Annotated in this window: 16 protein-coding genes; 7 read left to right on the forward strand and 9 right to left on the reverse strand. The window is 63.7% G+C overall.

All coding sequences use genetic code 11. The annotated features are described in order from the left end of the window. Positions 1 to 22: 22 nt before the first annotated feature. From IVB05_RS16055 to IVB05_RS16070, 4 genes are all read right to left on the reverse strand, one after another. Positions 23 to 1,123 carry a hypothetical protein gene (locus IVB05_RS16055; protein WP_247785328.1) on the reverse strand — a complete coding sequence of 367 codons (1,101 nt, stop codon included), beginning with the start codon at positions 1,121 to 1,123 and terminating at the stop codon, positions 23 to 25. Continuing rightward, positions 1,116 to 1,538, reverse strand: coding sequence for a hypothetical protein (locus IVB05_RS16060; RefSeq protein WP_247785329.1), 423 nt, complete (start codon positions 1,536 to 1,538; stop codon positions 1,116 to 1,118). The genes IVB05_RS16055 and IVB05_RS16060 overlap by 8 nt, the downstream gene beginning before the upstream one ends. Before the next feature lie 47 nt (positions 1,539 to 1,585). Continuing rightward, positions 1,586 to 2,557, reverse strand: coding sequence for an alpha/beta hydrolase (locus tag IVB05_RS16065; RefSeq protein WP_247785331.1), 972 nt, complete (start codon positions 2,555 to 2,557; stop codon positions 1,586 to 1,588). A gap of 129 nt (positions 2,558 to 2,686) precedes the next feature. Continuing rightward, entirely contained in the window at positions 2,687 to 4,117 is a 1,431-nt protein-coding gene (locus IVB05_RS16070; RefSeq protein WP_247785333.1) for a TolC family outer membrane protein, read from the reverse strand. Positions 4,118 to 4,461: 344 nt separating this feature from the next. On the opposite strand from IVB05_RS16070, the gene IVB05_RS16075 reads away from it, so the two are divergent. Further along, positions 4,462 to 6,315, forward strand: coding sequence for an acetyl-CoA hydrolase/transferase C-terminal domain-containing protein (locus IVB05_RS16075; protein ID WP_247785334.1), 1,854 nt, complete (start codon positions 4,462 to 4,464; stop codon positions 6,313 to 6,315). Between the two features lie 112 nt (positions 6,316 to 6,427). On the opposite strand, the gene IVB05_RS16080 is transcribed toward IVB05_RS16075, so the two are convergent. Further along, complete coding sequence (locus IVB05_RS16080) at positions 6,428 to 7,207, reverse strand: enoyl-CoA hydratase (RefSeq protein ID WP_247785336.1); 780 nt, start codon at positions 7,205 to 7,207, stop codon at positions 6,428 to 6,430. Between the two features lie 105 nt (positions 7,208 to 7,312). After that, entirely contained in the window at positions 7,313 to 8,002 is a 690-nt protein-coding gene (locus IVB05_RS16085) for a hypothetical protein (RefSeq protein ID WP_247785337.1), read from the reverse strand. A 359-nt stretch (positions 8,003 to 8,361) separates the two neighbouring features. Here IVB05_RS16085 and IVB05_RS16090 point away from each other — a divergent pair, with 359 nt between their 5' ends. Both IVB05_RS16090 and IVB05_RS16095 read left to right on the forward strand, forming a co-directional pair. Next, complete coding sequence (locus IVB05_RS16090) at positions 8,362 to 8,907, forward strand: sigma-70 family RNA polymerase sigma factor (RefSeq protein ID WP_247785338.1); 546 nt, start codon at positions 8,362 to 8,364, stop codon at positions 8,905 to 8,907. A gap of 2 nt (positions 8,908 to 8,909) precedes the next feature. After that, positions 8,910 to 9,548 carry a DUF1109 domain-containing protein gene (locus IVB05_RS16095; protein ID WP_247785339.1) on the forward strand — a complete coding sequence of 213 codons (639 nt, stop codon included), beginning with the start codon at positions 8,910 to 8,912 and terminating at the stop codon, positions 9,546 to 9,548. On the opposite strand, the gene IVB05_RS16100 is transcribed toward IVB05_RS16095, so the two are convergent. Both IVB05_RS16100 and IVB05_RS16105 read right to left on the reverse strand, forming a co-directional pair. After that, positions 9,538 to 10,665, reverse strand: coding sequence for a DUF2336 domain-containing protein (locus IVB05_RS16100; protein WP_247785340.1), 1,128 nt, complete (start codon positions 10,663 to 10,665; stop codon positions 9,538 to 9,540). The genes IVB05_RS16095 and IVB05_RS16100 overlap by 11 nt on opposite strands. 64 nt (positions 10,666 to 10,729) lie before the next feature. Beyond that, positions 10,730 to 11,875, reverse strand: a complete 1,146-nt coding sequence (locus IVB05_RS16105) for a GGDEF domain-containing protein (protein ID WP_247785341.1) — start codon at positions 11,873 to 11,875, stop codon at positions 10,730 to 10,732. A 418-nt stretch (positions 11,876 to 12,293) separates the two neighbouring features. On the opposite strand from IVB05_RS16105, the gene IVB05_RS16110 reads away from it, so the two are divergent. The 4 genes from IVB05_RS16110 to IVB05_RS16125 all read left to right on the forward strand — a co-directional run bounded on the left by IVB05_RS16110 (position 12,294) and on the right by IVB05_RS16125 (position 16,409). After that, positions 12,294 to 12,863, forward strand: a complete 570-nt coding sequence (locus IVB05_RS16110; RefSeq protein WP_247520852.1) for a sigma-70 family RNA polymerase sigma factor — start codon at positions 12,294 to 12,296, stop codon at positions 12,861 to 12,863. Beyond that, the gene (locus IVB05_RS16115; RefSeq protein WP_247785343.1) at positions 12,860 to 13,573 is read left to right on the forward strand and encodes a hypothetical protein; all 714 of its coding nucleotides are present in this window, start codon (positions 12,860 to 12,862) and stop codon (positions 13,571 to 13,573) included. Before IVB05_RS16110 ends, IVB05_RS16115 begins: the two co-directional genes overlap by 4 nt. Positions 13,574 to 13,726: 153 nt before the next feature. Next, positions 13,727 to 15,343, forward strand: coding sequence for a S8 family serine peptidase (locus tag IVB05_RS16120; RefSeq protein WP_247786709.1), 1,617 nt, complete (start codon positions 13,727 to 13,729; stop codon positions 15,341 to 15,343). A 547-nt stretch (positions 15,344 to 15,890) separates the two neighbouring features. Beyond that, positions 15,891 to 16,409, forward strand: a complete 519-nt coding sequence (locus IVB05_RS16125; protein WP_247785345.1) for a TIGR03809 family protein — start codon at positions 15,891 to 15,893, stop codon at positions 16,407 to 16,409. Positions 16,410 to 16,418: 9 nt separating this feature from the next. Here the strand turns inward: IVB05_RS16125 and IVB05_RS16130 are convergent, their stop codons facing one another. Beyond that, positions 16,419 to 17,789 carry a TIGR03808 family TAT-translocated repetitive protein gene (locus IVB05_RS16130; protein WP_247785346.1) on the reverse strand — a complete coding sequence of 457 codons (1,371 nt, stop codon included), beginning with the start codon at positions 17,787 to 17,789 and terminating at the stop codon, positions 16,419 to 16,421. Positions 17,790 to 17,953 lie beyond the last annotated feature (164 nt).

Consider the following 17,953-nt stretch of genomic DNA (forward strand, 5'->3'; position numbering starts at 1 on the left):
CAAACCTCCACACTCACGCCCGTCAGTAGTCATAGAAGTGCTCAATGCTCGCACCCCTGGCCTTGAGTTCGCGGTTGACATCCACGAGGCGGTCGATCCTGGCTTTCAGGCCGGCCCTGCGAAACCCGGGCCGGGCGTCCAGCTCCAGCGAAAACAGCTCCGTCGTGCCCTTGATGTCGAGTTTTGCAGCATTGGGCGCAACCACCGTGATGAAGATGTCGTGATTGCCCGCGATTTCCGCAACGCCAAAACCCTGATCCAGCAGGCTCTGCAGGATCTCGGTGAAGGCCTTGTAGCGCGGCGTCTGCACCAGCTGCCATTGCGGCGTCAACGCGCGGACCGGCTTGATGCGCGGTTCCTTCGCCAGCACGGCAGGTGGCAGCGTCGCCACCGCGAACATGATGTCGCGCGGCTCGGTATCACCACCGGCATCGAGCGCCTTCTGGATCAGAGCGGCGTAGCCGATCTTGACGAAATATTCCGCGCCGAGTGCGAAGTCGCGCTCCCAAGTGCGCAAGTTGCTCGGCGTCGGCGCCGAGATCGCGAAGAGGCCGTCGAGTTTCTCGCGGAACGGATATTTGTACCAGGGGACAGTGTAGAGGAAGGCAGCATAATCCTGCAGCGCAGCGCGGCCGAACTCGTCCTGCGGGGTACGCTTCTCGCCCCTGATCCATTCGAACGCGCGGCCGATGGTATTCTCATAGAATCCCTTGACGGCGTATTCGACGGAATAGCTGATGCCGATAATGTAGATCATCGTCTTGACTTCGGTCAGCGATTCTACCGTCGCAGGCACGGCGCGGTTGATGGTGCAGAAGCTCCGCCAGAACCCGAAGACATGGCCGAGATAGTTGAAATGGCTTTCGCTGGAGCGATCGAGGAAGCGGCCGAAATCCTCGAAGGAATAGACGATGTACCATTCGGGGAAGGTGAAGAAGGTGTTGTTCAGTTTGCGCCGGTAGCCCGGCTCGTCGATCGCGGGCAGGGCCACCGCCGGTGCACCGGCCGCTGCGGCGCCGGAAGAGGGGCGGCAGGTCCCCTCGATATAGGCCAGCGGCACAAGCACCGACAACGCGACCAGGATCGCGACAACAGCCAGGATGCGCCGCAGCCACCTAAGCATGAGCGACGGACCGAGTCCGCGGCGCCAGCACATAACCAATCAGGATCGCCACGCCGCCGAGGCTGAGATGCGGCGCATTGGCGAAAAACCGCGTCGAGAGCGGCAGGTTGAGGACGCCGTTGATCAGGATGCCGAAGTCGAGATAGCCGCTGCCAGTAGCCAGCCCGAGCAGGCCATCGGCAAAGTAGAACACGCCGAACAATTGAAAGAACAACTCCGAGGCGCGGCGCGAGGTCATCGCCGCCGCAGCCGCCCACAGGGCCGAGACGAGATGCAGCCCGTCGGCGTACCAGGTGCGGCGAAACAGGCCGAAGATCATGTCATTGGCGTCGATGAAGGCCGGGATGTAGCCGGTGAGGATCACAAAGCCGAGCAGGGCGGCATAGCCCCAGGCGCACAATCTGATGATGTCCATGATGTCTCCGGCGGCGATCTGTAAGACTTGTCGAATCTGTGCCCAGTCTAGAGTTTTCCGAGTGTCTTGAGCAGGGCATCGTTGAACATGCCGGGGTCCTCGATCTGCGGAATGTGACCGAGCCCCGGCAGCAACGTCAGGTCCGTATCTGATGGCAGCAGCGTTCGGAGATCGAGAGCCTGCTCAACCGGGGTGATGGTATCCTTGTCGCCCCACAGGATCGCGACCGGGACTTCCAGCTTCGCATAGGCATTGCGGTCCGCGCTCGCGGCGCCCGGGTCGGTGCCGAGGAAATAATACAGCCAGTCGGCGATATCGCTCGTGCTGTCGCGCTGCGTCAGCGGCCTTTGCAGGATCGCGACATATTCCGGCGAGGCCCGCTCTTTTTTCGCGATCATCGATTGCAGCAGCATTTGCGTCGCCACGGGATTGGTGATGGTCAGCGACACCAGGACTTCGCGAATCCATTGCGGCTGGACCACCCAGGGCGCGTCCGATGGCGCAGCCGTCAATCCGAGCGCCGCATCGACCAGCACCAATGCGCGCGCCCGTTCCGGATATCGCATCGCGAGTTCGGTTGCCGCACCAGCGCCGAAGGAATGACCGACGATGATGACGGGCTCGGCTTTCAGTGCATCAAGCACGTCGTTGATCCGGGCAGCCTGGTCCTGCCGCGTATAACTGCCGGGACGGTCCGAGAATCCAAACGGCGGGAGATCGAGGGCGATCACGTGAAAGCCTGCCGCGGCCAGCACGTCGCTGGTATGACGCCATAGCTCGCTCCACGCCGCCGTGCCGTGAAACAGCACCACGGGAACGCCGTCCTCCGGACCCTTCTCCTGTACGAAAACACCGCCTGAACGCGTCGGCACCAGGTGGCCGGTCTTTGGCGCCAGTTGGGCGCGCACGCCGGTCTCGCGTATCGACGCCGCCATGCGAAATGAGGTGATCAGAAGGATTACGGACAGGAGCAGGACCAACAAGCCGTTGGCCGACCAGCGGACAATGTTTGCAACCACGAGGCCTCGCAAAATCGATCGATCAAAACGGGAAAGGAAACGGGCCGAGTTTTAGAACAATGAGGGTTACTGGCGACTGAAAATACCCGACATGATCAGCGTCCGGTTAATACTGAGAGAAAATACAACCTACTGTCCCGACGGCGTCCGCAGACCATGCCAGGCGTCGCGGACCTGATGGTAGTGCACTTCCGGCAGATAGTCCGGCGTATTGAGGCCGAGGTTCTTGACGTCGAGCCGGCCGATCGCGCTGAGCAGGGTATAGGAGGCGATCACGCGGTCGCGCTGCGCGCCGATCAGCCGGGCCTTGGCCAATATCAGGTCCTGCTGTGCGTTCAGGACGTCGACCGTCGTACGCTGACCGCCGGCCGCCTCCCGCTGCACGCCCTGCAGGGCGACGGTGGCGGCGCGGACTTCGGCTTCGGATGCGGTGACCGCAATCTTGGCGCCTTCATTGGCGACCCAGGCGCCGACCGCGGCGGTGCGGGCCTGGTTGCGGAATTGATCCAGCACCTGCCGGCTTTGGGCCGCGACTTCCTTGGCCTGCCGGGTCTGCGAGGCCGCCATGCCGCCGTCGTAGATCGGTTGCGTGAGCTGGCCGGTGACCGAAGCCTGGTCGGTCCCTGAGCTGCTGAGGGTAGGATCGGACTGCCTGCTGCGGCTGGCGCTGCCTTGCAATGTGATTGTTGGCATCAAGCTGCTTTCGGCAACGCGGATGGAGGTCGAGGCGACGTCAAAGTCATAGCTCGCCGCCATCACCGCCGGGTGCTCCCGGAAGGCGAGGCCGGTGGCGTCATCGCGGCTGCGCGGCAGCAGGCGATCCACGGTTTCGGCGGGGCGGAGCGAGTTGGGCGCGTTGCCGATCACCTGGATATAGGTCGCCTGGCTGATGGCGAGATTGACCTCGGCGGCATTCAGATCGGCGCGGCCCCGGCTCAGGCGCGCCTCGGCCTGCGCGGCATCGGTGGGCGTGACGTCGCCGGCATTCAGACGCTTCTGGGTGATGCCGAGCGTTTCCTGCAGGAACGCCACGTTGGCGCGCTGCGCTTCGACCAGCGATTGGTTGGCGAGCACGTTGGTATAGACGGTGACCGCATCGAGCAGCACGCCCTGGCCGACATTGCGGAGCGCCTCGCGGCCGGACTGCACCTGCAGTTCGGCGACACGGACGCTGTTGGCTGTCTTGAAGCCGTTGAACAGCGTCTGCGTCACGGTGATGCCGACGGTCCAGGGCTTCAGGTTTGCGGACTGGATGGTGTTGTCGGGCAGCAGGTTCCGTACCGACTGAAGGCCGGCGGAGAGGCCGGCGACAATCTGCGGCCGGTAACCCGAAAGCGCCTGCGGCACATTCTCGTCGGTGGCACGCTGGCGCGCCCGTTCGGCATTGAGCGCGGGATTGGTCTGGTAGGCCTTGGCCAGCGCCTCCGGGAGGTTTTCACCCCGCGCCGCGGGCGCAGCAAACACGACGCAGCTCACCACCCCAAGGCAAATTCCAAAGCGAATGCCCGATCGAAGCATGTGCCTTCCAACGTGGCCAACCCTAGCCGTGCGCCAAGTCATCTGATCCTGTAACCAACACGAAAGCGTGATGACTCTTGTTCGAGTCATCCCGCGCCATCTTCCTGTTTGAGCATGATCTTCGCGGAGAACCGCCGCCGACTTTCCGGATCACGCGTTGGTCGTCCGCTCCCGCCGACGACCCGACACGTCTACCTGTTTAGGGGGCGCCGCCGCCACAGGCAAACCGCCGCGCGACATCAGTACATTAATTCCGTGAAATCAGTGCTTGGCTGTTGCAGGTTCGTCACAGACGAATGTCGGCGGCAAATGCACTATAGCTCTCGCGTGGCTGGCGTCCGATTCCAGGGCGGTTGGCTGTTCAGCTATGCCCGGGTCCATACGCGATGCCGAAGTTGTTTTCCGATCCCGATGCGATCGCGGAGGATATCATCCGCGATGTCGGAACCAACCTCGTGGTCGGATTGCCGCTCGGGCTCGGCAAGGCCAACCACGTCGTCAATGCGCTGTACGCACGCGCCGCGGCCGACCGATCGATCAACCTGACCTTTTTTTCCGCGCTGACGCTGGAAAAGCCCAGGCCCTCAAGCCTGCTCGAACGGCGCTTTATCGGGCCGGTGATCGACCGGCTGTTCGGTGGCTATCCCGACCTGACATATGCAAGCGCGTTGCACCGGGGCGAACTGCCGCCGAACATCAGTGTGATCGAGTTTTTCTTCCTGGCCGGCAAATGGCTGCAGGTGCCGTTCGCGCAGCAGCATTACATTTCGGCAAACTATACCCATGCGTCCTCCTACTTGCTGACGCGTGGGCTCAACGTCGTCACCCAACTCGTCGCGAAACGTATTGTCGACGGCGAAACGCGCTACAGCCTGAGCTGCAACACCGACACCACGCTCGACATTCTGCGCGCCCGCGCGCAAGGCCGCACATCGTTCAAGCTGATCGGCCAGGTTAATTCCGAGCTGCCGTTCATGCCGGGGCCCGGCGATCTGCCGGCGGATGAATTTTCCGCTGTTCTCGACAGCCCCGCGACGGATTTTCCGCTGTTTGCGCCGCCGGCCGAGCCGGTCAGCGATACCAAATACGCGATCGGGCTTCATGCGGCAGGCCTCGTGCCTGACGGCGGCACCTTGCAGATCGGCATCGGGCAGGTCGGCGATGCACTGGCGCAGGGGCTGATCGTACGCCATCGCGAGGACGCGCAGTTTCACACCATCATGAAGCGACTTGCGCCGGGAACTGAACCCGTGGAGAGCGGGCCGTTCACGAAGGGGCTTTATGGGGTCAGCGAAATGCTGATCGAGGCGTTTCTTGGCCTGATCGACGCCGGTATTCTCAAGCGCGAGATCGATGGCGTGACGCTGCACGGCGCGTTTTTCTTAGGACCCAAATCGTTCTATCGCGCGTTGCGCGAGATGCCGGCCGAGCAACTCGCACGCATCCAGATGATGCCGGTATCCTTCACCAACCAGCTCTACGGCGACGAGGATGCCAAGCGCCGGGCGCGGATCGATGCGCGCTTTGTCAACACCGCGATGATGGCGACCTTGATGGGCGCCGCGATTTCGGACGGCCTCGAGGACGGCCAGGTCGTGAGCGGCGTCGGCGGCCAGTACAATTTTGTCGCGCAGGCGTTCGCGCTTGAAGGCGCGCGGTCGGTCCTCGCGCTGGAATCGACGCGGCAGGCGGGTCGCAAAACGCTTTCCAACATTCGCTGGAATTATGGGCACCAGACCATCCCGCGGCATCTGCGCGATGTGTTCGTCACCGAATACGGCGTTGCCGACGTCAGGGGAAAATCGGACGCCGAGACCATCGCGGCGATGCTGGCGGTCACGGATTCCCGTTTCCAGGATGAACTGGCCGGGATTGCCAAAGACGCCGGCAAGTTGCCGAAGGAGTATGAAATTCCGCGCAGCCATCGCGAGAACTTTCCGGAGCGGATCGCGCAAGCTCTGAAGCCCGCGCGCGACGCGGGGCTATTGCCGTCATTCCCGTTCGGCAGCGATTTTGACGAGGTCGAGCAACGGCTGATCCCGGCGCTGCAGTTGTTGCGGGAAGCGCAGCGGTTTCAGCTGCTTCTGCCCGGGTTGCTGTGGCAGGGGACGACGCAGCCGCCGGACGCCTCGAACCGCGAATGTCTGGCGCGGCTCGGTCTCGATCATCCGACGACATTTGCCGAGCGCGCCTATCGCGCGCTGGTCAACGCGGCGCTAGCGCGGAGCGGGGATTTGTAGGAGGTGCCGTAGGGTGGGCAAAGCGCAGCGTGCCCACCATCGCTTGTACCGGATGCTGGAATGGTGGGCACGGCGCTACGCGCCTGCCCACCCTACAAAATTCGAGCAAACCCTACCGGTTCTTGTTCACCGGCTTGCGCTTCTCGATGAACGCCGCCATGCCTTCGGAGCGGTCTTCCAGCGCAAAGGTCGAGTGGAACAGGTTGCGCTCGACATTCATGCCTTCCGACAACGGCGTCTCGAACGCGCGGTTGATGGCTTCCTTGGCCATCGCGGCCGCAGGCTGCGACATCGAGGCGATCTTTTCCGCAGCCGAGAGCGCTTCTTCCATCAGCTTGTCCGCCGGCACGACGCGGCTGACGAGGCCGGAGCGCTCGGCTTCCGCCGCATCCATCATGCGCCCGGTGAGGCACAGATCCATCGCCTTGGACTTGCCGATCGCGCGCGTCAGCCGCTGGGTGCCGCCAATACCCGGGATGGTGCCGAGCGTGATTTCCGGCTGGCCGAATTTTGCGGTGTCCGAGGCGATGATGATGTCGCACATCATGGCGAGCTCGCAGCCGCCGCCAAGCGCATAACCGCTGACGGCGGCAATCGTCGGTTTCCGGCAAGTGGCCACCCGGCCGCCGCCGATCGCCGCGAAATCGCTGGAGAACATGTCGATGAAGCTTTTCGGCTGCATCTCCTTGATGTCGGCGCCGGCGGCGAACGCCTTTTCGCTGCCGGTGAGCAGGATGCAGCCGATCTTGTCGTCGGCCTCGAGGTCGTCGACGGCTGCGGCAATCTCGCGAAACACGCCGAACGACAGCGCGTTGAGCATTTTCGGCCGGTTCAGCGTGATGATGCCGACCGCGCCCTTGCTCTCGACAATGATGTATTCGAACGTTGCCATGATCCACCCCGGGTACCGATTTGCGGCAATGTGCCCGCTGCCGGGGTGGGCTTCAAGTGGGACAAGCGGATGAGGCGGCTTGCCGGAGCGCCTCGCCGCGTTCCGCTACGCCATGAACATGCGCGCGGCCGATGCCATCGTCAGCAAGGCGCCGAAGGCGATAAAGATCTTTCCGATCAGTGAGGTCTTGTCCAGGGTGGAACTGTCGTTGTTCGCGGCCTGACCGGGGCTCTCCGGTGCCGGTTTGGTCGAGGCCATCGCAACCGTCTGCGTGGAGGGGGCCTCCTGCAGCGCCCGGTCGACGTCGTTGAGCTGGTCGGGGGGAACTACGGCGGTGTCGGCCGGCGCCTCCGCGTCGGCTGGCTTGTCTGCCGCCGCCTGCAGGACCGTGTTGGCTTTCTCCGACATTGCCGCCGACATCCCCTTGGCGCTATCGGGGGTCGCATCGGCTGCCGTCATTTGCGCATTGGCGTTGGCGAGCCATTCCGGCATCGCGGGCGCGGTTGCGCCACCGACGTCAGCGACCCGCTTTTCATCTGCTTTCTTGCTCTCGTCGGCTTTCTTGCCGTCGTCGGATTTCGATGCCGCGCGCGTATGTTTGCGATGGGCGTAGCGTTTCTTCAGGGAACGCGAATCCTGCCTGGCGGACTTGTCGGACGTCGCACCCTCCGGCTTCGAGACCGTGGCGGTATCCGCATCCGTACCGGCAGCCATCGCCGGCGGTGATCCTGCGAAACCTACCAAAAGTCCTGCCGCTAGAATCAAGGCCGACCGCGCGCTGGCTTTGATCGTCATATGGAGTCTCCCCATTGGCCGCCGCCCAGCCGCGAAAGAAAAAAGACCCCGCCGCGTGTCCATAGCGCGGCGGAAAAAGGGAATCTTCGGGCAACACCGGGCAAAAGCTGGGCAATGGTGTTGCAGCGGGCGTGTGCCGCGGGCATTTTGCCGATGCGGGCCCTCCCTCGGGGAGGGCTACGCCGGATGCGAACCTGCGCAATCAATGTTATGAGCCTGCCGTCCGCGCCGCCGGCCGTCCCGATTCCCGGATGGGATCGGCAGTCCGGTGCGCCGGGAACGCTGATCACGACTTCGTGATCGAGTCGTCCTGACGTAACAAATTGAAAGATCGACCGAATTGCAGGGTAGGAGCGCTCTTGCGCGAACGGGATGACGAATGGACCGGCCTGATGCGGTCGGCCATTGCAGGCGACAGTGCGGCGTATCATCGCCTGCTCAAGGCCGTCACGCCGGTGCTCCGGGCCGCGGCGCGCCGCGGTCTGGCGCGTGCAGGGCAATCGGTCGATCAATCCGAGGACATCGTGCAGGACATTTTGCTGGCGGTCCATTTAAAGCGGCACACCTGGGACGTCACCGCCCCATTTGCCCCGTGGCTGTTTGCGATCGCCCGCAACAAGCTGATCGATGCGCTGCGCCGCCGCGGCCGGCGTATTTTCGTCGATATCGACGATTTCGCCGAAACGCTGCCGGGCGAAGCGCCCGCCGAGACCGCTTCGGCGAGCGAGGTTGCCGCCCAGCTTCAGACACTGCCGGCGCGACAGCGCGATGTGTTGCAGTCGATCGCGGTCGACAGCGCCTCGATCAAGGATACGGCCGCGAAATTTTCGATGACGGAGGGCGCGGTGCGGGTGGCGCTGCACCGGGGGCTGGCCAGCCTGACGGCGAAGCTACGGGAACAGTGAGAATGGATACCGATCAGCTCATTCGAACGCTAGCGGCCGACAATACGCACCGGGCGCGGCCCGTCGGTTTTGCGCTGATGCTGGCGCTTTTGGCTGCGGCGCCGGTCTCGCTTCTGATGTTCTTCACCGAGTTCGGCGTCCGACCCGACATCATGATCGCGATGCGCAACCCGTTCTTCGACCTGAAATTCGCGGTAACGCTGGCGCTGGCGATTGCGGCGATTGCCGTCAGCTTGCATTTGTCGCGGCCCGAAGCCTCGCTGCGCGGCTTTGGCTGGCTACTGCTGGCCCCGGTCGGGATTCTGGCCGCGGGGATCGGCGGCGAAATGATGATGCCGCAGCGGCTGCCGATGATGACACGGCTGGTCGGCAAGAATTCGTGGGTTTGCTTGACGGTCATTCCGCTGCTGTCGCTGCCGATTTTGGCCGGCGCGCTGATCGGGCTGCGCCACGGCGCACCGGCGCGGCCGGCGGTCGCCGGCGCCATCGCGGGACTGCTGTCGGCGGGACTGGCGGCGACGCTCTATGCCTCGCATTGCACGGACGATTCACCGCTGTTCGTGGCGGCCTGGTACACGATCGCGACCGCGCTGGTGACGGCGATCGGCGCGCTCGCCGGCGCAAAGCTGCTCAGGTACTAGGCGCCAGCGCCACCGGCGCATTCTGCTGCATGCGGTGGAAGCGCAGCACCTGCTGCGCCGTCGACGGCCGCAACCGTTCATAGGTGTCCTGGCAGGCGGCAAGATCGGTCGGCTGCGTGCCGGACAGCTCGTCGCGCATCCTGATGATGGTCCTGACCGTCGACCACGACAGCCCCGCGACCTTCGCCAGGATCATCACGCCTTCGGCCCGGGTTTCGATCATCATGTTCTCGGCGATCGCCACCGGCACGTTGGCGAGCGCTGCGATCGACGCATTGGCCTCGTCGAACTTGCTGGCCTTGGCAAACGACGCCACCTGAGGTTCGTCGAGCCGGCCGTCCTCGTACAGCGACTTGACCAGCGCGTGCGCGATCTCGGTGTTCCTGGTGATCGTCGAGGTCGCCGAGCGCGCGCGCCGCGTTGCTTCCTTGACCACGCTCGGCACCTCGGCCGCCTGCTGGGGGTTGGCGGCCTCCAGCCGCTGCCGCACCGTGTCGGAGGCCTTGGCGAGCAGTTTCAGATAAAGATGCCGCGGCACGGACGGACGCAGGCCGATGCAGGTCGTGAGATTGTCGTCGCCTTCGGCGCGGGTGACGAGGCGGGTAAAGCCGCGCTCGGTGAATTGCGCGCCCGGATTGTTCACGGTCGACTGGATCACCTCATCGTTGCCGCGCTGGACCAGCACGTCGGTGACCGCGCCGCTCAGGGTTCTGCGGGTCGAAATCGCCATCAAATGCGCCTGGCTCTTGCTGCGCGCATTCTCGATCAGGGTCTTGTCGTCGAGCCGCATCGACTGCGACAGCACGGGACCCGCCACCTCGATGACATCATCGAAAGCAAGTGCGCGGATGGTGAGCGGCGGGGCGGTGTCGATCGGGGCGAGACGGTTGGCCAAGAGCATCTTGGCCGAGGTTTCGATGTGGTCGATCAGGCACTGGAAGACATCGTCGAACAGCCCGACCTGCTCGTCCGAATAGTCCACCGCGCCGTTGATGAAGAGATCGGTTACCCGGCGCAGGGTCTCTACCCGGCGAGCGACGGTACCGTGCGCAAGGGTGGACTGCAGCTCGTCGAGCAGACTTCCGGGAGAGGGGGATGTGGCGGCTTTCGAAATCATGACTCTGTCCTGGAGCAAAAAACCGGCGGCGGATTCTCCGCGGCCGGAGCTGAAATAGGTCGGATCAGGCGCGGGTAATGCGGTTGCGTCCCTGCGCCTTGGCTGCATAAAGCGCGCTGTCGGCGCGCGCGAGAAATGTGTCTGACGTCTCGTTCGAATTCAGCGTTGCAACGCCTGCCGACATCGTCACCTTCATGCCGGGCGAGAACGCGCTCCAGTCGAGATCGGCAATAATGGCGCGCAACCGGTCGAGCGCCCGCATGGCCTGGCCGGCGTCCATGTCGGGCAGCACCAGCAGGAATTCCTCGCCGCCATAGCGGCCGAACCGGTCGACGCTGCGGATGTTGGCGAACATGGTGATCGAGAATGTCCGCAGCACCTCGTCGCCGGTCGGATGGCCGTAGGCGTCGTTGATGCGCTTGAACCAGTCGAGGTCGATCAGCGCGATGGAGCAGGGCGATCCGCTGCGGGTCGCGCGGGCGATCTCCTCCCCCAGCATTCGCATGATGCAGCGCCGGTTGGACGCCCCCGTCAATTCGTCGAGTTCGGCAAGCTCCTCGATCCGCTTGTAGGCTGCCTTGAGTTCGGAGCTGCGGTCGTAGAGCATCTTGCGCATGGTGCTGCCATACAGTCCCACGAAGGCGCATTGACCGATCGTGAGGACATAGGAAAGCATCGCGGCGACACGCTCGGTCGGGGTCGCAATCGGCAGACCGATCGGCGTGCTGGTCAGCAGAAAGATCGGGGCGAGGCCAATCATCGTGAGTGTCCACGTGATGATGGCCTGCCGCGAAGTCATCCGCAGCGCGCCGAATCCGAAGATCAGGAATACGACGCTGAGGAAGGCAAATCCGATTTCGGGCGCCGCCAGCAGGAAACAGAGCTGAAGCGCGACGTGGCCGCCAACCTGGAAGATCGTGAGATAGTGATCCTCGAACCGGTCGTTGAAGTGGGCCTCCGACAGCACGACGAAGATCGCCACCAGTCCAATGCCGGCCAGGAAGTAGGTCGAGGGAAGGGCGATCGAGATGGTGCCGGCGTAGCAATAGACCAGCAGCACCGTGGTGATGAGCGCATAGCTGACGCCTTGCACGGCCAGCATCTGGCGGCGCTGGCCGGACCGGCGCTTCAATACTTCCGGCGACAGTCGGACCGGCGCGGCCGTACTGTGGGAGCCTTGCCCCTGAAGCAATGAAGCCGCGCTGTTCATGTCCCGTCGCTATTGGAGTATGCCCGACGAAACTTTAGGGAATAAAGCCTTTAGGTTTGGTATCTTTTGCAGTCGGATCGGGTCCGTTAAAACCCTGCCATTGCACTGTTTCGCAACGGAAATCTGCCGGATTCCGATAGCCTGGAACCCCTTGCGCGGGAAACCTTGTGCGTACGCAGATGCTGCCCCGCCGGCGAAGCCTTGCTAAGGTTGTGGGTGGCGCGTCTTTAAGAAAGTGTTTCCGTATTATGGTACCAATATTTGGGTTCAGCTCGTCATTGCCGGGAAAATGGCCTGGTGATGTCCGTCTGTGCGGTAGGTCACACATGCACTCCGGACATTGCCGTAATGTGAAGAATCTCACTCTTCACATCGAACCGCCGGCCTCTCCCGTCAGACCAACTTTGCGAGACGGCCATTGAACGCGTCACAGGCGGCTTCAGACGAAATTCTGATCGCTCGGATCGCTCAAGGCGACCGGCTCGCCATGCAGGTGCTTTACGGAAGGCACCATGTCAGGGTGTTCCGTTTCGGGCTTCGGCTCGTAAGGGACGAGCAGATTGCGGAAGACCTCATCAGCGAGGTTTTTCTCGATGTGTGGCGTCAGGCCGGCAAGTTCGAAGGCCGTTCCGCCGTTACCACCTGGCTCCTGGCGATCACGCGGTTCAAGGCCCTTTCGGCACTTCGGCGCCGCAAGGACGTTGGGTTGGACGATGAGACCGCGAACGCGATCGAGGATACGTCCGACGATCCGGAAGTGGTGGTGCAGAAGAAGGATACGGGTGAAGCGTTGCGCAAGTGCCTGACGGCGCTTTCGCCAGAGCATCGGGAGATCGTCGATCTCGTCTACTACCACGAGAAGTCCGTGGAAGAGGTGGCCGAAATCGTCGGTATTCCGGAGAACACCGTCAAGACGCGCCTGTTTTATGCGCGCAAGAAATTGGCCGAGTTGCTGAAGGCAGCCGGCATAGAGCGAGGTTGGCCATGATGGCGGCGAGCAAAAAAGTGCTGGATCAAGAGCCCAGCGAAATCGAGATGCTGTTGCCGTTCCACGCGGCCGGCACCTTGAGCACGCGCGATGCACGCCGCGTCGAGGACGCGCTCGCCAGCGATCCCGAGTTGGCCCGGCAATACGCCGTCATCCGCGAAGAATATGCCGAGACGATCAGCCTCAACGAGAGCCTGGGTGCGCCTTCCGCGCGCGCCATGGCAAAGCTGTTTGCTGCGATCGACGGAGAGCCCGTGCGCAAGCCATCGCTTTCGGTCAGCCTGTCCGCCCGGATATCGGAATTTTTCGCAAGGCTGTCGCCGCGTACGCTGGCCTGGTCGGCGAGCCTCGGCGCCGTGGCGCTGCTGTTGCAGGCCGGCGTGATCGGCGCCGTGCTGATGAAGAACCAGACCGCTTCGTTCCAGACCGCCTCGCTGAGCCTGAACGAGCCGTCGGCAGCGCCCATCACGCGCGATCTCGCAGGCAGCACCGCGCCGACGCGCGCGCTGGTGCGGTTTGCGCCGGAAGCCCGTATCGCCGACATCACCACGCTGCTCGAGAATTACCAGGCTTCGATCGTTGACGGCGCCAAGGGTGGCATGTTCCGGCTGCAGTTCGGTAACAAGGCGATGAGCAAGGAAGAAGTCGCCGGCCTGCTCGCCAGACTGCAGCGCGAGAAGATAGTCAGTCTCGCGGTCGCAACGCCTTAAGAGGCAGTCGGGGCGCCCCGGGAAGGCCGAGGTTCCATGGTACACGATGGCCCGAATTGGCTGATGAAGACGCGCCGCGCGGCATTGATTTTGTCGGCGGCGTTTCTGCCATTGATAGCTTGCGCAGCCTCGGCGGTTCATGCGCAGAGCATCATGCGCACGCCCAATCTCAATGTCGGGGTGCGGACGCCTACCATCAATCCAACGGTGACGCCGCGGATCAACCCCACTATCGCGGCCCGGCCGAGCGTGAGCGCCGATCGAGTGGCGCGGACGCCGGCGTCCCGGATCGGCACCATGAGTTCGACGCTGCGGGCCCGCCCGGGGGCGGGCGTGCCGTCGACGCTTCCCCATGCGCGGTTTTCGCCCAATCTCTATCCGGCTTGCCAGAATGCGTTCCGCGGCCCCGACGGCGAATGCTTCGATCGTCCGGTCATGTCGGCCGGCAACGGCAACGGCACCTCGGCCAAGAAGGGCAATGGCGGATCGCGCAATAACAACGTGCAGGCTGCGGTCAATACGCGCGCGGTCCAGAACGAGCTCGTCGCTGAAATCGACGGCGCGCTATCCACCGCCGAGGCCGATGAGCTGGCGCGGCGTCATGGCCTGGAGCGCATCTCATCGCAAAGTTTCCCGCTGCTCGGCGGCACCATCGGCCTGTTCCGCATCGTCGATCGGCGGCCGGTGGACACGGTGCGCCGCGAGCTCGCGGCCGATGGCAGCGTGCGTTCGGTGCAGCTCAATTTCCGTTACTTCCTGCAGGACCAGAAGAAGCGCTCGATCGAGGGTGACGCCGCGCAATACGCCGTCGCCCAGCTCCGGTTGCCGCAGGCGCACGCGCTCGTCCGCGGCATGAACGTCACCATCGCGGTGATCGATTCAGGTGTCGACGTCAAACATCCCGAACTCGCCAATTCGGTCGCCGACAGTTTCGACGCGCTCGGCAGCAGCGAAGGTCCGCATGTCCACGGCACCGGCATTGCCGGCGCGATCGTCGCGCATGCCAAACTGATGGGTAGCGCGCCGGAGGCGAGGTTGCTTGCGATCCGCGCATTCGGCACGGGATCGAAGGGCGCGGAGAGCACGTCCTATGTGATCCTCAGGGGATTGAATTATGCGGCCGAGCATGGCGCGCAGATCATCAATATGAGCTTTGCCGGCCCAAAGGATCCGCTGATCGAGCGCGGCATCGCCGCCACCGCAGCCCGTGGCATCCTGATGGTGGCTGCGGCCGGCAATGCGGGGGCGAAATCGCCGCCGCTCTATCCAGCCGCCAATCCGAACGTCATTGCGGTGAGCGGAACCGACGCGCAGGACAAGCTGTTTGCGGCCTCGAACCGGGGCAACCACATCGCGATAGCAGCTCCGGGCGCGGATATCTTCCTGCCGGCGCCGGATGAAAAATATCAGATCACGTCGGGCACGTCGTTCTCCGCCGCCTATGTCAGCGGCGTTGCGGCGCTGTTGCTGGAGCGCAATCCTGCATTGAAGCCGAACGATGTTCGCGCGATCCTGGCGAAGACCGCCCGCGATCTCGGCGCCCCCGGCCGCGACGATCAGTTCGGAGCAGGCGAGGCCGACGCCTTTGCTGCGGTCACCGCGGCGACCGCCGCGCCGGCAGTTCCGCTTGCCTCGGTTTCCGGCAAGCCCGCGGGAGAAAAAACGCCGGCGCTTGACCCGTCTGCCGATAACGCTTCCGTGAGCCGGGCGCTGAATGAATCGCCGCCGTCGATGGCGTCGGACAAATCGGCCGCAAACGCCGCGAAATAGCGTGCTGCGCGGTGATTTTCCGGCAATCTCCCCGAACACAAGGTTAAAAAAATCGCCTGGCGTTTTGAACGTTCGGGAGGGTGCTGCGACTTATCTATGTGGGAGCGGTAATCCCTCCCCATCGGCTGTATTAGGCGCGAGCGCCCATCCACCCCAAGCGCCCATATGGCTTGACCCGTCCGGTTGTCCCCCCGGACGGGTCTTTTATTTTCGGCACAGGTTTTTTGGAAGAAGCCGCGTCGCGTGCGGCGCCGCGCGGGCTTGCCGACCACGGACTTTCCGTTCGCCCGTGTGGGGCGCGGTATTCCCTCGTGTCTTCCCAAACGAAATTATCAAGACTCGCTTCGCAAAGCGGCCATGCTGCCGTGCAGCTTGACGGTGAACAGAGCTGACAACTCCGTATTTGTCCGGATTTCTTCGATCGCTGCGCGCTCCGTAGCTCCACGTACTGGACAAGAAGAAAGTTTTCCACAGAATATACCTGTCACGTCCAATTGATTCGTCTCAGGTTGCGTCTTGCGTCCGTCTCTCTCTTACGGGCTGATTTATGGCACATCCTGCAGACGTAGCGCGCGGCCGCAATATCATTGCGCGCTGGTGCAACCTTGCCGAGCAACGGCTGGAACACCTTACTGAACTGTTCGAGACCGGGCGCTGGCGCCGCTATCACACCGAACTCGAATTTCTCGAAAACATCCAGGAAGCCAAGGCCGCCGTCGAAACCTGGCGTGACCTGTTGAGCCGCGAAGCTTCGCTGGAAAACACCGCGATCGACCTGGCCTGGCTTGGCCGCCGTCGTACGGCGCCGCTGCTGCGGACGCCGCTGCCACGCGATGAAGGGTTCCGTCAGCCGGTTGTACAGCTTCAACCGAAACCGGCACCAGTTGCGGCGCCGCCGCCGCGCGACATCCCCGCCGACGTTCTGGTCGCGCTGGAAAGCCGGCTCGCCGTCGCGGACGATGCGCCGTCCGTGCCCGCCGCGCCGGCGCTGGACGAAATGTCGTTGCTGGCGCGCGATCTCGACGCAATGAAGGACCGCTATCCGCTGCTGCGCAACGCGCTGTAGCGGCGCGAACTAGCGCCGCACCGCGTTGCCTCCGACCACCACCTGCGCGTAGCGCTGGGCGCCTTCGGCTGACAGATCGGTCGTAATGGTGCGGGCATGGTCGAGGCCGACCACGGCGCCGCGCGGGGTTTCCGAAATCATATTGTTGTTGACCAGCGCTGTGCCGGCGCCGGGCATTACCGACACCCCGACGCCGACGAAGGCGTTTCGGATCACGTTGCCTGTGATGGCGACGTCGCGGAGATATTTGCCCCAGCCGGCAATGATCCCGAACGAGGGCGCGTTCTCGATCACGTTGCCGGTCACGGAAGAATCCGCCTCGACATAGATGCCGATCCCGGCGTCGTCGTCGGGCGCGGTGCCGATCGGCCGCTTCGGCAGCAGATTGCGGATGATGTTGCCCTGCACGACGGCGATGCGTCCGCCTTCGTTGAAATTGCAGACGGAGACGCCGACGGCCGCGCCATCCACCGTGTTGTTGGCGATCACGGCGCCTTCGAACGCGAATTCCGAATAGAGCGCGACCTCGCGGACATTGCTGACACTGTTGTCCGTGATGTGGATGTTGGATGCCGAATTGCCGCGCACCGCGGAGTAGTCGCAATTTTTGATGCGATTGCCCCGCACGATCACATTGCCGGCGCGGAAAGCATTGATGGCGTTGCCATATTGCCCGGAGCCGCCGGGGCCGGCCTTGATGTCCTCGATGCGGTTGTCGATCACCAGCGTGCCGTCGTCACCGATCGCCGTGCGCAGGATCTCGATGCCGTTGTCATTCGTATCCCTGATGGTGTTGCGGGAGACGATCAGGCCCAGCGCATCGAACGAAACCACCGCCGTGGTCGCGATCCTGGTGAAGATGTTGCCTGAGATGTCGCCGGTCACCTGCTCGAGCCAGATGCCGTTGCCGCCGCTGGCCGTGATTTCGCAATCGGCGATGCGGACGTCGCGCCCGCCGAGGCAATGCACGAGCCCGCGCCGCTCCGGCAGCGAAACGCCGCCGCCATCGAACGTGATGCCGGTCAGGCCGACATTGCTGGCGCCTTCGCCCTGCAGCATCGAAGGACCGCCATTGAAGACGAGCTTGGTTGCGCCGCGCACGCCGAGCAGTTGCGTGCCGCTTTGCAGGCGAAGCATGCCGGTGCGATAGACCCCCGGCGGCAGCGCCAGCGGCGCTTGCGCGCGCGCGGCTTCGTCGATCGCGCGTTGCAGTTTCGCGGTTTGATCGTCGGGGCTACCGGGACGGACGCCGTACTGCGTGACGTCGCGCCCGAGCGTGGAGGTGAGGGGCGCCGCGCGTGCGGCGTCGGGCGACATTGCAAGCGCGCCTGCCACACCGGCAGCGGACGTTCCAATGAGATGGCGGCGGTTCATGTCCATGGTCGATGCCCTCGTATAATGCAGATCGCGGCATTCGCGCCTTCATAGGTATCGCGAAATTGCGGCTGGGCATGGTGAAGACCGGGAAGAAAGGCGGCGATTGTTCAGGGTAGGGTTAATGTTGGGTGCGAGCGCGATCCGCGGTCCGGAGGGTGGGCAAAGCG

The sequence above is a fragment of the Bradyrhizobium sp. 170 genome, assembly GCF_023101085.1.
GTDB lineage: Bacteria > Pseudomonadota > Alphaproteobacteria > Rhizobiales > Xanthobacteraceae > Bradyrhizobium.

What these genes read in the sequence shown, in the direction of transcription:
- IVB05_RS16055 (WP_247785328.1), bottom strand. Translation starts at nt 1,123, where the DNA reads ATGCTTAGGTGGCTGCGGCGCATCCTGGCTGTTGTCGCGATCCTGGTC.
- IVB05_RS16060 (WP_247785329.1), bottom strand. Translation starts at nt 1,538, where the DNA reads ATGGACATCATCAGATTGTGCGCCTGGGGCTATGCCGCCCTGCTCGGC.
- IVB05_RS16070 (WP_247785333.1), bottom strand. Translation starts at nt 4,117, where the DNA reads ATGACTTGGCGCACGGCTAGGGTTGGCCACGTTGGAAGGCACATGCTT.
- IVB05_RS16075 (WP_247785334.1), top strand. Translation starts at nt 4,462, where the DNA reads ATGCCGAAGTTGTTTTCCGATCCCGATGCGATCGCGGAGGATATCATC.
- IVB05_RS16080 (WP_247785336.1), bottom strand. Translation starts at nt 7,207, where the DNA reads ATGGCAACGTTCGAATACATCATTGTCGAGAGCAAGGGCGCGGTCGGC.
- IVB05_RS16085 (WP_247785337.1), bottom strand. Translation starts at nt 8,002, where the DNA reads ATGACGATCAAAGCCAGCGCGCGGTCGGCCTTGATTCTAGCGGCAGGA.
- IVB05_RS16095 (WP_247785339.1), top strand. Translation starts at nt 8,910, where the DNA reads ATGGATACCGATCAGCTCATTCGAACGCTAGCGGCCGACAATACGCAC.
- IVB05_RS16100 (WP_247785340.1), bottom strand. Translation starts at nt 10,665, where the DNA reads ATGATTTCGAAAGCCGCCACATCCCCCTCTCCCGGAAGTCTGCTCGAC.
- IVB05_RS16105 (WP_247785341.1), bottom strand. Translation starts at nt 11,875, where the DNA reads ATGAACAGCGCGGCTTCATTGCTTCAGGGGCAAGGCTCCCACAGTACG.
- IVB05_RS16115 (WP_247785343.1), top strand. Translation starts at nt 12,860, where the DNA reads ATGATGGCGGCGAGCAAAAAAGTGCTGGATCAAGAGCCCAGCGAAATC.
- IVB05_RS16120 (WP_247786709.1), top strand. Translation starts at nt 13,727, where the DNA reads ATGCGCACGCCCAATCTCAATGTCGGGGTGCGGACGCCTACCATCAAT.
- IVB05_RS16125 (WP_247785345.1), top strand. Translation starts at nt 15,891, where the DNA reads ATGGCACATCCTGCAGACGTAGCGCGCGGCCGCAATATCATTGCGCGC.
- IVB05_RS16130 (WP_247785346.1), bottom strand. Translation starts at nt 17,789, where the DNA reads ATGGACATGAACCGCCGCCATCTCATTGGAACGTCCGCTGCCGGTGTG.